18 protein-coding genes are annotated in these 13674 nt (G+C 41.4%); 8 read left to right on the top strand and 10 right to left on the bottom strand.

Annotated elements, in window-relative coordinates:
* Nucleotides 1–46: 46 nt before the first annotated feature.
* Together MKZ12_RS22415 and MKZ12_RS22410 are read left to right on the top strand one after the other, a co-directional pair.
* Nucleotides 47–583 carry a DinB family protein gene (locus MKZ12_RS22415; protein WP_339256803.1) on the top strand — a complete coding sequence of 179 codons (537 nt, stop codon included), beginning with the start codon at nt 47–49 and terminating at the stop codon, nt 581–583.
* A gap of 26 nt (nt 584–609) precedes the next feature.
* Nucleotides 610–1086 (top strand): EVE domain-containing protein, encoded by a 477-nt coding sequence (locus tag MKZ12_RS22410; protein WP_339256801.1) that lies wholly within the window; start codon nt 610–612, stop codon nt 1084–1086.
* A 42-nt stretch (nt 1087–1128) separates the two neighbouring features.
* Here the strand turns inward: MKZ12_RS22410 and yidD are convergent, their stop codons facing one another.
* Both yidD and MKZ12_RS22400 read right to left on the bottom strand, forming a co-directional pair.
* Nucleotides 1129–1488: a membrane protein insertion efficiency factor YidD gene (yidD, locus tag MKZ12_RS22405; protein WP_339256799.1), complete on the bottom strand. Its 360-nt coding sequence runs from the start codon at nt 1486–1488 to the stop codon at nt 1129–1131.
* A gap of 160 nt (nt 1489–1648) precedes the next feature.
* Complete coding sequence (locus MKZ12_RS22400; RefSeq protein ID WP_091020237.1) at nt 1649–1873, bottom strand: hypothetical protein; 225 nt, start codon at nt 1871–1873, stop codon at nt 1649–1651.
* Nucleotides 1874–2135: 262 nt separating this feature from the next.
* Here MKZ12_RS22400 and MKZ12_RS22395 point away from each other — a divergent pair, with 262 nt between their 5' ends.
* Nucleotides 2136–2729: a YdeI family protein gene (locus MKZ12_RS22395; protein WP_339256796.1), complete on the top strand. Its 594-nt coding sequence runs from the start codon at nt 2136–2138 to the stop codon at nt 2727–2729.
* On the opposite strand, the gene MKZ12_RS22390 is transcribed toward MKZ12_RS22395, so the two are convergent.
* From MKZ12_RS22390 to MKZ12_RS22380, 3 genes are all read right to left on the bottom strand, one after another.
* Nucleotides 2726–3766 carry an alpha/beta hydrolase gene (locus MKZ12_RS22390; RefSeq protein WP_339256794.1) on the bottom strand — a complete coding sequence of 347 codons (1041 nt, stop codon included), beginning with the start codon at nt 3764–3766 and terminating at the stop codon, nt 2726–2728. The two genes, MKZ12_RS22395 and MKZ12_RS22390, sit on opposite strands and share 4 nt — an antisense overlap.
* Nucleotides 3767–4066: 300 nt before the next feature.
* A complete protein-coding gene (locus MKZ12_RS22385) occupies nt 4067–4378 on the bottom strand; it encodes an amidohydrolase family protein (protein WP_339256793.1) in 312 nt (103 codons plus the stop codon).
* 50 nt (nt 4379–4428) lie between these two features.
* Nucleotides 4429–5145 carry an amidohydrolase family protein gene (locus MKZ12_RS22380; protein WP_339256791.1) on the bottom strand — a complete coding sequence of 239 codons (717 nt, stop codon included), beginning with the start codon at nt 5143–5145 and terminating at the stop codon, nt 4429–4431.
* A 365-nt stretch (nt 5146–5510) separates the two neighbouring features.
* On the opposite strand from MKZ12_RS22380, the gene MKZ12_RS22375 reads away from it, so the two are divergent.
* The 4 genes from MKZ12_RS22375 to MKZ12_RS22360 are packed head-to-tail and all read left to right on the top strand — an operon-like array spanning nt 5511 to nt 8640.
* On the top strand, nt 5511–6515 hold the full coding sequence (locus MKZ12_RS22375) for an ATP-binding cassette domain-containing protein (protein WP_124115777.1): 1005 nt from the start codon (nt 5511–5513) through the stop codon (nt 6513–6515).
* Nucleotides 6516–6529: 14 nt separating this feature from the next.
* On the top strand, nt 6530–7318 hold the full coding sequence (locus tag MKZ12_RS22370) for an ABC-2 family transporter protein (protein WP_124115778.1): 789 nt from the start codon (nt 6530–6532) through the stop codon (nt 7316–7318).
* Between the two features lie 25 nt (nt 7319–7343).
* Complete coding sequence (locus MKZ12_RS22365; RefSeq protein ID WP_150365926.1) at nt 7344–8138, top strand: ABC-2 family transporter protein; 795 nt, start codon at nt 7344–7346, stop codon at nt 8136–8138.
* Nucleotides 8139–8142: 4 nt separating this feature from the next.
* Nucleotides 8143–8640 (top strand): hypothetical protein, encoded by a 498-nt coding sequence (locus tag MKZ12_RS22360; protein ID WP_339256789.1) that lies wholly within the window; start codon nt 8143–8145, stop codon nt 8638–8640.
* A 54-nt stretch (nt 8641–8694) separates the two neighbouring features.
* Here the strand turns inward: MKZ12_RS22360 and MKZ12_RS22355 are convergent, their stop codons facing one another.
* From MKZ12_RS22355 to MKZ12_RS22335, 5 genes are all read right to left on the bottom strand, one after another.
* Nucleotides 8695–9072 (bottom strand): DUF554 family protein, encoded by a 378-nt coding sequence (locus MKZ12_RS22355; protein WP_339256787.1) that lies wholly within the window; start codon nt 9070–9072, stop codon nt 8695–8697.
* Between the two features lie 34 nt (nt 9073–9106).
* The gene (locus MKZ12_RS22350; RefSeq protein WP_339256785.1) at nt 9107–10429 is read right to left on the bottom strand and encodes an amidohydrolase family protein; all 1323 of its coding nucleotides are present in this window, start codon (nt 10427–10429) and stop codon (nt 9107–9109) included.
* Nucleotides 10430–10852: 423 nt separating this feature from the next.
* Nucleotides 10853–11464 (bottom strand): TetR/AcrR family transcriptional regulator, encoded by a 612-nt coding sequence (locus MKZ12_RS22345; protein ID WP_090903820.1) that lies wholly within the window; start codon nt 11462–11464, stop codon nt 10853–10855.
* Between the two features lie 309 nt (nt 11465–11773).
* Complete coding sequence (locus MKZ12_RS22340) at nt 11774–12358, bottom strand: hypothetical protein (protein WP_339256779.1); 585 nt, start codon at nt 12356–12358, stop codon at nt 11774–11776.
* Between the two features lie 32 nt (nt 12359–12390).
* The gene (locus tag MKZ12_RS22335; RefSeq protein WP_339236670.1) at nt 12391–13050 is read right to left on the bottom strand and encodes a hypothetical protein; all 660 of its coding nucleotides are present in this window, start codon (nt 13048–13050) and stop codon (nt 12391–12393) included.
* Nucleotides 13051–13355: 305 nt separating this feature from the next.
* Here MKZ12_RS22335 and MKZ12_RS22330 point away from each other — a divergent pair, with 305 nt between their 5' ends.
* Complete coding sequence (locus MKZ12_RS22330; protein WP_339256777.1) at nt 13356–13625, top strand: hypothetical protein; 270 nt, start codon at nt 13356–13358, stop codon at nt 13623–13625.
* Nucleotides 13626–13674: the final 49 nt, after the last annotated feature.

Raw genomic sequence — 13674 nt, 5'->3', positions numbered from 1 at the left:
TACTTTGATATATCACAGATCAAGAGGAATTGGAGTTGGTTGAAGGATGAGAAGTACAACGGAAGCATTGAAATCATTGGAAACTGCAGTAGAACGATATTTGGCAGAACTGAACAAATTGGATATGGATAGCTTACATAAAAAACAGAGTGAGGAGGAATGGTCCATTGGACAGATGTATGTACATTTGATTCAATCAGCGCTTTTCATGCATCTTCATAATGTTGAGCAGTGTTTGAGCAGCAAGGATTCGGCGTTAAACTCGGATGAGGAAAAAACAGAACTGGGTAGGCAAGTGTTTGAATCAGGACACTTCCCTCCCGTTCCCGTTAAAGTACCTCCTTCCCCGCAGTACACCCCGCAACCACCCGAGAGTATGGAGTCCTTGATTGATGGGCTTCACATGGTCGTGGAACGGATGAGGAGTACAGAACCTCTTGTATACCAAGCATCGGTAAACAACAAAATAGGTCATCCAAGGCTTGGCGCTCTAAACGCTCAGGAGTGGTTTTTGTTGATAGAAATGCACTACAGACATCATTTTTTACAATTGGATCGATTGAAATCGAATCTGGAGATGTAACCGAGAGAAGGGGATGGGATGTATCTATGAAACCAAATAAGGACAGCAGATATTGGATTGGTGTTGTATCTGCTTCTCATGTGAATGTAGCCGTAGAGGGAGGGTTTGCGCAGCTGTGCCATGGCAAGTCCGCAATGTTGAGACAGATGTCCCCAGGTGACTGGATGATATACTATTCTCCACGTACAGAGATATCAACAGGGAAGCCACTTCAGGCGTTTACCGCTATTGGTCAGATTATCGACAACAGGGTTTACCAATTTCAGATGTCGGAAACCTTTGTACCCTTTCGCCGAGATCTCCGTTATCTTCCATGCCGAGAAGTGAAGATTGCAACCTTGTTAGACCAACTCACTTTTACACGCGGCAATCGCAATTGGGGATTTCCATTTCGCAAAGGCCATTTTGAGATTGGGGCTGAAGACTTCATGATGATAGCTTCCTCCATGTTGGAAGGTGAGACACAATCACTACTGGATATTAGCTCAAGCCAGAAATGTTAACCAAACCAAAAGGCCCATAGATTGCCTATGGACCTTTTTGCTTTATGGATAATCATATCCTCCACCGTTGATATTACATTTGCGAAGACGCTGGATGCCCAGGGAAAGACCTTTGACCGTTCCGTATTTCTCAATCGCTTGAATCATATATACCGAACAGCTTGGTTCAAAGCGACATTTGTTCCTCACCTCAATGGGGGCAAAACGTTGATAAATTCTAATACTCCATATGAGGATTGCTCCAGCACGTTGTAGAACGATGAAGAACATACTTGTTATGAAAACAATCTGGGCACCTAGCAAAGCATTTACTGGAATGAATAGATTCAGAAGATAGAAACAGATCATAGAGATGACTAGTCCTGTGAATAGTGCAAGTGTAACGTTGAGTAAAGACTTCAACCAATCGATTTCTGGAATAACATGAGTTCTTATATAGAAACTGCTTCGAGGATCGTTTTCTTCATGATGTGTATGTAAGAGTCTAATAAGTTCTTCTTCGGATGGCATGTTATTATATATCAGTTCCTCAGATTCTGAGTTTCTCATGATTGTTGTGCGATTAATGCATCTCTCTGTAGAAAATCAGCATATAATGATGCGTTGTAACAGGTTGCTGGAGACAACCGGGCTTCTCGGTAACGGCTAACGACTCCATGGATTGGTAGATCCATCCGGATTGTGCTTTGTGATTGATGATATCGGCAAATAAATTAACAGCAGCCTGGGTATCACCTCGGTTTACTTGAACATTTTTGGGACCTGGAACGACGGTGTACTCTCTCATTTGGATCATCCTTTCATATGTTGGAATTATGGAAATAGACATTCCATTATTTTACTATGGGTATGGTGAACTGTCGATTGAAACTTATTAGATGAGATTGGATTGAATGATAGGGCACCTTGAGAGGGTGGCTGTGTTTGTTATTAAGGTTTAAATTCAAGTGGAAAGGTCAATAAAAGCTCTGTAAGCAACGCTGTACAATCCACTGAAAACCAGTACAATTGAACCTATAAGAACATGAGATAAAGAGAGGTATTTCTCCATGACGGATACAAGTGGGAATCGCAAAGTTGACGGCTATATTAAGAAACTAAAATCGTGGAAGGAAGAGTCCGCGAAGCTGAGAGAGATTATTCGAGATTTTGACCTGACAGAGGATATGAAATGGATGCATCCTTGTTATATGCTTGATGGAAAAAACATCGTTCTCATCCATGGATTCAAAGAGTACGTGGCCATTCTGTTCTTCAAAGGTGCTCTGCTGAAGGATACACACGGCATTTTGGTTCAGCAGACGGAGAATGTACAGGCAGAGCGCCAGCTTCGCTTCACCAGTCTGGAGCAGATTGTGGAGCAGGAGGCTATGATCAAAACCTATATTCAGCAAGCGATTGAAGTGGAACAGGCCGGACTGCAAGTGGAGATGAAAAAGACTGCCGAATATAGCGTCCCTGAGGAACTTCAGCAGCAGTTCGATGGAAATCCTGCTTTTCGAGATGCATTTGAAGCACTCACACCCGGACGGCAGCGGGCCTATCTCTATTATTTCTCACAACCGAAGCAATCCAAAACAAAAGTGTCACGAATTGAGAAGTACATGCAGCCGATCCTGGAGGGCAAAGGATTGAATGATTAAGGTCTTTGCTTGATAAAGGTATCTACCATCCAATCAAAGAATCTTTGTTTCTCTTCATAATGTGGGTAATGAGCCGAGTTTTTATAGGCAATGAATTCCTTTTGATCTCCTTCAATCTGGTCAAAAAACATCTTGGCGGCATGGGATGAAGTCATTAAGTCGTAATCTCCCATGACAAAATAAAAGGGTAGGTTCAGCTTCGTGATCAAGGATGGCAAAGGACGGCTTAGGGCTTCACTTATCAGTATTTCTTGCGAATGATTGATCCCTTTATTAAAACGAATGGCATCCAGCATATTATATTCTTGGCTGAACGTCATTCCCATAAAGCTGGTGTCAGGGCTGTCCATCAACCTTGATGTGCCTCCATAACGTTTAACGATATCTCGCGGCGTGAATGCCTGTCCTTGTTGGATCGGTTCATAGATCTGCTCCAACTGGTTTATGTCTTCATAATTATCAGCCAGTTGAGCTTGCTCCATAACGTAATTCCATCCGTCCATCTCGCTCTGTTGTGTATCTGCCATCTGACCGATCCCAATGTAGGCTTCATATTTATCGGGTGCTCGATGCGCAGCAAGAGTCCCTATGTATGTTCCGAACGAATGGCCCATCAGGATTACCTTTTTCTTCCCCAGACGTTGAGTAATATAATCCGTGACAGCCAGTGCATCTTCAACTAGCACATCAGCTGAGAGATTGGAATAGTCCTCGAAAAAATGATAGGATTTGCCGCTTGCTCTCTGATCATAGTTCACAATCGTAAACTGAGATTCTAACAAATCTTGGACCTTTTTCGCGTACGGAAGTTCAGATGCCCCCGGTCCACCGTGTAAATACAGGATAACGGGGTTGTCCAGATCCTGTCCTCTGATCATGATTTCATGTCCGGTACCATTGATTTTAACTTGTTCCAATACATGAATAGGGTTTGTTGCTTTTATTTTTGGTGTCCATGTTGGAAAGTAAAGAACTGCGAGTGATAGGGTTAGAGTCGTGACACCAAGCCACAAACCTGTTTTCTTCATTTTGTTCATAGGTCATGTCTCCTCTGGTTCAATGTCTTGAAGTGATTATTTTTCATAAACTCATAACTCTATCTTACGTGATTCGTCATTGATTCAAATCGTACGCCAGATTGAATCTGTTCTCCGTCTCAGGTTGGACATAAAAGGCCCTCAGTCCTGATGAACAGGACCAAGGCCGCCAAGGGTACTTCCGCATATAATGGAAAAACAATTGATCAGTATACCAAGCATGATTTCACTCCTGAATTCGCCAAACTGAGTTTAGAACATCGTCGACTTCTTTGATTCTTGTGACAGATGGTGTTTGAATTAGATTTCCTTTGACCATGACCATAGAGATGTCGGACAAGGCCTCAATATTTCCAACGGATTTTGCTCCATGATGATCAGATCGGCATGTTTCCCGATATCCACTGTCCCTGTAACATCATCAACACCCAGGATCTTTGCATTGGTTCGAGTCACCATGTCGATGACCTGTTTGTTGTTCAGGTTGGTCTGTCTCATGTAGTGGTCCATCTCCCTCCACATATCATAGTGAGTCACGTAAGGCATGGCGGCATCATTACCGATCCCGATGATGATGTCGTTTTCGATCGCTTGTTTTACACCTTTGAGCATGGAATCATAGACGAGTCTGGAATTTTCTTTTACCGTTGCACTTACCTTCGTTACGCTAGTATCCAGTGAAGCGGATGGATAGGTGCTTGCAGGGTGGGGATGAGTGCGGTGTAGCCATTCAGGGCATTGGGATTATTTTTGTACAAACGAATGATTTCGTCATCCATCTCCGAACCGTGCTCGATCGTATCGACGCCACCTTGTAACGCGACCCGTACGCCTTCCGTGCTCTCAACATGCGCTGCCACCCGCAAACCAATCTTATGCGCTTCATCGCAGATCGCTGCAACTTCGTCAACCGTCATCTGTAAATGTCCAGCTTCTCCGACCATTTTCGCATCCGTCACGCCACCCGTCACACAGATTTTGATCAGATCCACGCCGTGTTTCACATTGATCCGCACATTCTTTCGTGCTTCCCACGGGGAATCGCCCACCAGAGCGAGAAAGGGAGCACCATGTCCGCCCGTGACACTTAGGAAAAACCCGGAGACAAGCAGATTAGGACCAACAAAGTCGCCGTTATTAATCTCATCCCGCAGCTGGACGTCCGTGTAAAAGAATTCCCCCACACTGCGCATCGTCGTCACACCCGCATGGAGTGCGGTCAGCGCGTTGCGTTTCATTCGTTTTTTCAAAACGTTTCTGCCAAACTTGGTGTTCAATATTCGATCATAGGCAAACTGCAACAAACCTTCACTGACCGAGAGACTGAATGGTTTACCGTCTGCAAAGAGATGTACGTGGGCATTAATCAGTCCAGGCATACCATAGGAAACGACTCCTTAATAGTGAATGGCTGGTTCGTTATTAAAACAGCCCTTTTTGGAGGGGGCGTCAAGGGGGATTTCTTCATGAACTTCGACCTTATAGCGTTATTAGCTTTACCGAGATGACTTTGATAAAGGCTAACGCGATTTGAGTTGAAGGATATCACAAAAAGTGAGTAGATATATATATTATTGATAGTAAGAATTGCAGCATGAAAAAACATCTAATTATAATATGAAAAATAATCTAATAAACATGGTATTTTTTCATTTTACAAAAAGGTAATATGTTAAAAATAATGGTGTAAATTGTAATAAATTAAGTTTGTGTAACATTAACTGAAGTGGACGAGGTGTGATTTATGAGCATCATTGATGTAAACGGTATCACAAAGGTTTATCGGCAATACAAAAGATTTTCGGGATTGGTTGGCTCTCTGAGAAGTCTAGTTACTAGGCAGTATACGGAGGAAGTAGCGGTACGTGATATCACTTTTTCGATAAAGGAAGGAGAAGCAGTAGGTTATCTAGGTCCAAACGGTGCGGGCAAATCCACCATGATTAAGATGATGACGGGAATATTGGTTCCGACTTCTGGCCAGCTAAGGGTTCTTGGTTCGATCCCACATGAAGCAAGGCAGAGCAATTCTCAAAATATTGGCGTTGTGTTTGGACAAAGGAGTAATTTATGGTGGGATCTTCCGGTTCGTGATTCTTTTGATCTTCATAAATACATATATAAGCTCTCAGACTCCACATATCAAAAAAATCTGAACTACTATTCCGATCTCCTAGCGTTATCCTCATTTATTGAAAAGCCTGTTAGACAATTAAGTTTGGGTCAAAGAATGCGAGTGGAAATCGCAATGGCCTTACTGCATGATCCCAAAATTTTATTTCTAGACGAACCAACGATTGGTCTGGATGTCATTGCCAAAGAACAGATTAGGGAATTTCTAAGGATGATTAATCGTGAGAAGAAAGTCTCCATTGTTTTGACGACTCATGACATGAAGGATATTGAGGAAATTTGCCAACGAATGATTGTTGTGAACAAAGGCAATATGGTTTATGACGGATCTGTCGAACAACTTCGAACAACGTTGGGTGATCAGCGCCAGGTTATCATTTACTTCCGGGAAGAGCCAGGCGTGATTGATATACCCGGGATTAAACTAATAAAGGACGAAGGGTTAAGAAAAACGTACTTATTTGAAAAAAGCGACAGGACCGTATTTGATTGTGTGAATCAGATCGCTAGTGAACATGCAGTTGAAGATGCTTCTATTGAAAGCGCAGACATAGATTCGGTCATTCGGAAACTCTATAGAAAATTGGACGAAGAAGATAGAGCAAATGAGTTGTGAAAGGAGGGCCTGGGTTGAAAACGTATATTATGTTTGGTGTAAAAACATTCTCGAATCAACTTTCATATCGTTCTGAAGTTTGGCTAAGATTGCTCGGGAATTTTGTGGCTATTTTGATTCTGACTGAGATCTGGAGAGCAGTTCTAGGGAATGGAGAGATTGAAGGCATAGGTGTAGAGCAAATGATTACATATAGCATTATCAACACGTTGCTTGCTGCCCTGCTACTTACCGGAATTAGTGCAAAAGTGGATAACAGTCTAAAAACAGGTTCAATCGCTTCGGAACTTATTAAACCTCTTTCTTATCCTCTACATCTATTATCTGAGGGACTAGGGAATTCATTCTATCAGTTGGTGTTTACTTCTATTCCTTCTTTATTCATCGCATGGTTTTTCTTTGGTTTTCTTCCTCCAGCTTCGGCAATTCATTTTCTGTTTTTTTTGATTGCTTTAATCCTGGCATTGGCCATTTCGTTTTTGTTGGGGTACCTTATATCTTTATTGGCTTTTTGGCTCATGAATCACTTTGCATTAAATTGGATGTTGGGCGGATTCATCACGATTTTTTCAGGTTCCTTTTTACCCTTATGGTTTTTTCCGGATTCGTGGGTGACCATAACCAAAATGCTTCCTTTCCTGTACCTGGGATATCTTCCTGCTGCAATCTATTTGGGAGCGGTCACGATTCAGGAGATAGGAACTTTTATTATTACAGGTCTAGTATGGACTGCGGGGCTGACTCTTCTTGTGTGCTGGTTATGGAATAGGGCGATCAAGCGTCTGGTGGTCCAAGGTGGATAATGTAGCTGTAGAGAGGCTGATCTAAATGACATTGAAACTTTTTGGGAAATTAGTCTTTTTGTTAACTAAAGAAAGAATGGAATATCGCGGGGACTTCTTCCTTGCAGTTATTGCTCAAATCATTAATTATACCGGAGATTATATTATTATTTGGCTGTTTCTAAGAAAGTTTGATACTCTGGCCGGTTGGTCCTGGCCTGAAATTGCGTTGTTGTACAGTCTGGGGCTGTTCACTTACGCACTAGGAGCCTCTTTTTCATTTGTGCAAATGCGGGACCTTGAGAATCAAGTGAAGAATGGGACATTTGATTCAATATTGATCAAACCCGTGAATCCATACCTATACTTGGTATGCAGGGGATTCAACTTGGGATACCTTGCACATGTGGCGATATCAGGGTCTGTGCTGCTCTGGGCACTCTTTAAGTTAAACCTGAATTTATCCGGGGCTGAAGTGCTGTACCTTATTCTCTGTATCATTGGCGGGGCCATGATTCAGGCTGGATTCATGTCGGTAATCGGAGCCGTATCCTTTGTTTGGATTAGAACGAATTTTTTGTTCACCTTATTTTTCAAATTTAAGGAATTCATATCGTATCCACTCCCTGTATTCGGTACATTCATACAAGTACTTTTAACGTTTGTCATTCCATTTGCGTTCATCAATTTCTATCCTGCTGCATTCTTGCTTACCAAAGGCACCGCGCTGTTGTCATCATGGACGATGTGGATTGTACCTGTGATAGGTCCTCTGGTTTATTTGCTTGGGTACCGTCTGTGGATGCTCAGCGTGAATAAATATCAAGGTGCAGGAGGTTAAGTCTGTGGAACAAATAAAGGAGGCCATCTCGAATCTTTTACCTCAAACGGACAAAATGGGAGTCATCCAATTTGTCAGGCAACATCGATTAGAGAGTCTCGTTAGTACTCGATTTGAGGGTGTTTATACAAAAGAGTTAGAGATTGATCTATATAACATCAAGAAGTTGAATGAGGATAAATTAGCTTTTTTGAATGGGTTTGGCTACTGTATAACAACCTATGCGGCAAATGGAGCCCCCATTCCTTCTTTTGAGGGCGAGCCGTTTATAGTCAGCGTCTTTGACGATATCGACGAAACGCTTGATTTTTATTGGAATACCTTAAATAGGGAAACCAAAGTAGCTGTTTTAGCCAAATATATTCATGTTGAGAACGGGAAAGTCACCATTTACTGCATTAATAAGCATTCATACAATGGAATTACCCAATCAAATTATCGTAAAAAGTCGACAATTAAGTGTTGTCGACTTTTTATATGTTTTTGTGATAGTTTGTCTTAAGCTATAGACACGAATGAGTTACTTTCGTTCTTACATCTCATTCTCAACCCGAACTTAAGCATAAGAGATCGGGACAAATAAGGCAGGCAGTTGATTCAATACCTTGATCTTCGTAATCTTCAAAATATTTAACCTTGTACAAAGCACCAAGATGCCGCCAATCATAGTAATATCATTTATGATGTTGGACAAGATGTTCTCGAAATTAATCAGTTGCCCAATGATCCCGTCTATGGTGAGGAAAATGATAAACATAATCTGATATTGACTGTTGGATATGCTGTTCATGGTTGTACTCGTGCCTATGATGAGCGCGCTGATTCCAATCACTTGATTGAGTATGGACTTGTATCCGTCATTCATGAACTCTTGGAGAGGGCCCCACGGGTACTTCCGCATATAATGAAAAACAATTGAAAATATACCAAGCATGATTTCATTCCTGATCCTATTTTTAATTCTGAATTCACCAAACTGAGTTTAGAACATCGTCGACTTCTTTGATTCTTGTGACAGATGGTGTTTGAATTAGATTTCCTTTGACCATGACTATAGAGATGTCTGACAAGGCTCCGATATGTTCCAGCGGATTTTGCTCCATCATAATCAGATCAGCATGTTTCCCGATATCCACCGTCCCTGTAACATCGTCAACACCGAGGATCTTCGCATTGGTTCGAGTTACCATGTCGATGACCTGTTTGTTGTTCAGGTTGGCCTGTCTCATGTAGTGGTCCATCTCTCTCCACATATCATAGTGAGTCACGTAAGGCATGGCGGCATCAGTACCGATCCCGATGGTGATGTCGTTCTCGATCGCTTGTTTTACACCTTTGAGCATGGAATCGTAGACGAGTCTGGAATTTTCTTTTACCGTTGCACTGACCTTCGTTACGCTGTTATCCAGTGACGCGGATGGATAGGCGGCTTGCAGGGTGGGGATGAGTGCGGTATAGCCATTCAGGGCATTGGGATTATTTTTGAACAAACCAATGATTTCGTCATCCATCTCCGAACCGTGCTCGATTGTATCGACGCCACCCTGTAACGCAACGCGTACACCTTCCGTGCTCTCCACATGCGCTGCCACCCGCAGGCCAATCTTATGCGCTTCATCGCAGATCGCTGCAACTTCGTCCACCGTCATCTGTAGACGTCCAGCTTCGCCCACCATTTTCGCATCCGTCACGCCGCCCGTCACACAGATTTTGATCAGATCCACACTGTGTTTCACATTGATGCGTACATTTTTTCTGGCTTCCCACGGGGAATCGCCCACCAGAGCCAGGAATGGAGCGCCGTGTCCGCCTGTGACACTTAGGAAAAACCCGGAGACAAGCAGATTAGGACCGACAAAGTCACCGTTATTAATCTCATCCCGCAGCTGGACGTCGGTGTAAAAGAATTCTCCCACGCTGCGCATCGTTGTTACACCCGCATGGAGTGCGGTCAGCGCGTTGCGTTTCATGCGTTTTTTCAATATGTTTCTGCCGAATTTCGTATTCAGGATTCGATCATATGCGAACTTCAACATACCTTCGCTGACCGAGAGACTGAATGGTTTACCATCTGCAAAAAGGTGCACGTGGGCGTTGATCAGTCCTGGCATTACGTATTTTCCTGAGAGGTCGATTGTTCTGTAATGACTTGGGATAATAAGTTCATGATCTCGGCCGATATCCTGAATAAGTCCTTGTTCATTGACGAGAATTGTCATGTTTTTTTGCAGATTGCTGTTGGCATCTCCGTGGATCAGATTGACGTTTTTTAATGCGTAAGCGGTGTTCATGTTGTGTTCCTCCTTAGAATGTGGGTGAAGCTATATAAGTTGAATGATGGGTATGTACACTTATCACTCCGATGACAGAACAACCTTCGGATCGCTGTTATCCCCAGATTTTTTTGATACTCTCTTATTAGGGGAAATCCGGTGATAAGCACATGCTTACGATGTAGCTTTCTTTCAGAAAGCTTTTGGCGAACTCTTCGCTTCCTCTGGTTATTTCTGTCCTCTCCGTTATCGGGTAAATGTAGGTTCAACTTAAATAGTTTGGTAAATGGTAAATATTCAACTTAAAAAATGAATAATTAATTCATTTTTGGATCAAAAAAATAGAGCTGCTTAATGTTAGATATTTTTTGCGTGCAAACCAAGTGAAAATGACCTGATCTGCACGCTTTGTCTAACCAGCATAATTGATGAGAAGGAGCGTTATTCATTGAGACTTTTCATACCGTACAGTCTGTATACATACAACGCTTCGAATATTTGCTTCCGGCTGTCCTCGCTCATATCCCGCTTCAACAGATCCAGGTTCATGTCGATCACGTTGTGTGCGAGGATGTTCAGTAGGATCAAGTTCTCCTCGGTGCCAATCTCATACCGTTTATATTGGTTCTTCAGATAGGCCTTCTTGGTTTCGATCATCAGCTCAACAAGTTCATTCTTGGCGTTGGTGTAGATCGTTCCTTTATTCTTTTCGAAGATGATCACAATCTGATTCCGGTATTTCCGTAATACATCTACCTGTTCCTGCAACAGTGCCGACTTTCGCTCACTATCCGTTTCCTCGAACAAGGTCTGATTATCAAAGTGAATCGTCTCCACCAGCACATTTTTCAGATAATCCACCAGATCCGGCGGCACGACAGCGTAGAAGAGTTCTTTCTTGTTCTTAAAATAAGTATAGATATTGCCCACAGAAATATTGATCTCATTCGCGATATCGCTCATCTTGGCATCCACATAGCCTTTTTCGAAAAAGACCTTGAGCGCCGCGTATTCAATCTCTTTCCTGACCTCGTCTTTCTTGGCTTGTACCATCGAGAACGACTCCTTAATAGTGAATGGTTGGTTCGTTATTAGGATAGACCTTTATGTGGGGGGTGTCAAATCGGGGAGGAAATTCCAACAGTAATGTAACAAATATGCTACCTAAGTTGTAGCTAAGTGGATATTTTTTATATTGTCGGACTTGAATACAAGAAAAATTAAGCAGCCTTAGTTCAGTCGAATATTGAACCAAGGCTACTTAGGGAACTGTTTCAAAACATCTACTTTGTATAGAAGGGGATTGTTTAGATTGAATTATGAGATTCATTTATAAGTTATCAGAGCAAAATTAAAATACGACTAACTTCCGTTGATTGCTTCGGTTGCCCCAGCAATATCTCTACTGGTTGGAAAAGATGCTGTTGAAGTCGAATATCCATACATTAGCTTTCCTTGATTATTATCACTATAAAGATCATTTAATCCAATAGCATGACCGAGTTCATGTGTTAAGGCATGTGAATTTTGGGCAGCTGTTCTAGAAGACATAATTGATGTGTTCATTCCTAAAGTCCAAGCATATAAATGTCCGTTAACGTCAGAATAATAATTACCAAAGTAAGCAATGGTACTCGTGTTAGGATCAGTGTATTTAATAACTCTTCCGTTAGTAGACTCAGTATTAGTTTTTGTAATATTAACTACACCAGTAGTATTCCACCTTGAGGCTCCGTTACTGACATATCCAGCGTATGTTGAGTCAACATTTTGGAGATTATAAGTGAAACTTGAAGAACCTTGATGATTGTTACAATCAACAGAGTATCCAGAAGATTCTCCATTCGGGTGACAAGTATTAGGAGACTTATGTGCATATGCATTTATAGGAACAAGAGTTGATAAAAGAAGAGAAGTTATTGACAATTTTACTAGGAATTTTCTCATAATCTATACCCCATTTCTTTCTCTTTGTTAAATTATTTAGTTACTGATTCTATTTTCTTAATGAATTCTTCTTCGTTGAGCACTTGAGTGTTAGGCGTTTCATTGAGATTTAAAGTATGGTTGTTCTCAACATCATAAAGTTCTTTGTCAATATACCCTAATTTTTCAACAGTGTTATTTCTAATATTTTTATACATATTAGTCTCTTCACCCAGTATCCAATAAAGGTTTGGATATTCTTCTGCCACAGAACCAACAGCTTTTTTCAAGAATAGAATATATTCTTCATTTTCTTGGAATAACGGATTATCATTAAACAAGACTTCACTATTACCTTGTTGCATGATACTAATAGTTTCTGATACTAGTGTAGGGTCACTTTTTTGTGTACTTAGAATTTGAGCATTAAATATACTTTTAGGCACGGGTTCGGTAAGTTCACCAAGGTTTTCACGTAATACTACTTTGACAATTAAATCTGCTTGTTTAACCCCATCCTCGAAGGGAAATACCTCTAGTTGACCTTTGAAGGTTTTCTTTTCATCCGTTTCTTGATTATTAATAGGTCCTGAAGTCTGAGCATCCCCATTAACGACTGACCCTGAATTCCTTTGATCAAGTGTACCTGAGTAAATCATTCCTCCTGCCATTAAAGAGAGTATGACTGTTGAAAAAACTAATTTTTTATTCATAAAGCTAACCTCCAATCTAAATTTATGTTCTTTCCAATAATTAGACGGTGGAACTTCTAGAAATGTTTAACATATTTATATAAAAAATTGAATTAATGATTTTTATGTTGGAAATCTATAATAATAATACTTCATAAAGCCGCATGTGTAGCAGGCAAAACTTAAAGATTACTATAAATTCATTCAGTCAAATAGATGATTACTGTTAATAAACAATGATGCGAATAGGAATACAATGGTACGTTCTCACGTACCACATCTTTACTAGTGATATGTTACCCTGTCCTTAACAAAGGAGTGGTGACATGACAAGTACCAACAGCGAAGACCTCGCTTCGCAGTACGTACAACTCGTCCGACAAGAAGGCGATTACGTCGACCAACTTGTCACATGTAACAAACTCATCCTGGACGCCATGGATATTATCGCGAGGCAGGCAGGTGTGCTAGACATGGAGACAGTGAAACAAGCAGCATATCACCTTCATGCCATGGAGCAGGATCTAAACCGAAAATTATTTAAAGTCCGACTGGAGAAGAGCATCTTGGCAAATCAAATGAGCCAGTCTACATAAAACCACTTTAACTAAAGGACAGTGCAGGATCGTAACCGATGATCTTGAA

Source organism: Paenibacillus sp. FSL R5-0713, from assembly GCF_037973325.1.
Lineage (GTDB): Bacteria > Bacillota > Bacilli > Paenibacillales > Paenibacillaceae > Paenibacillus.
This window is presented reverse-complemented; position numbering and strand designations above follow the sequence as displayed.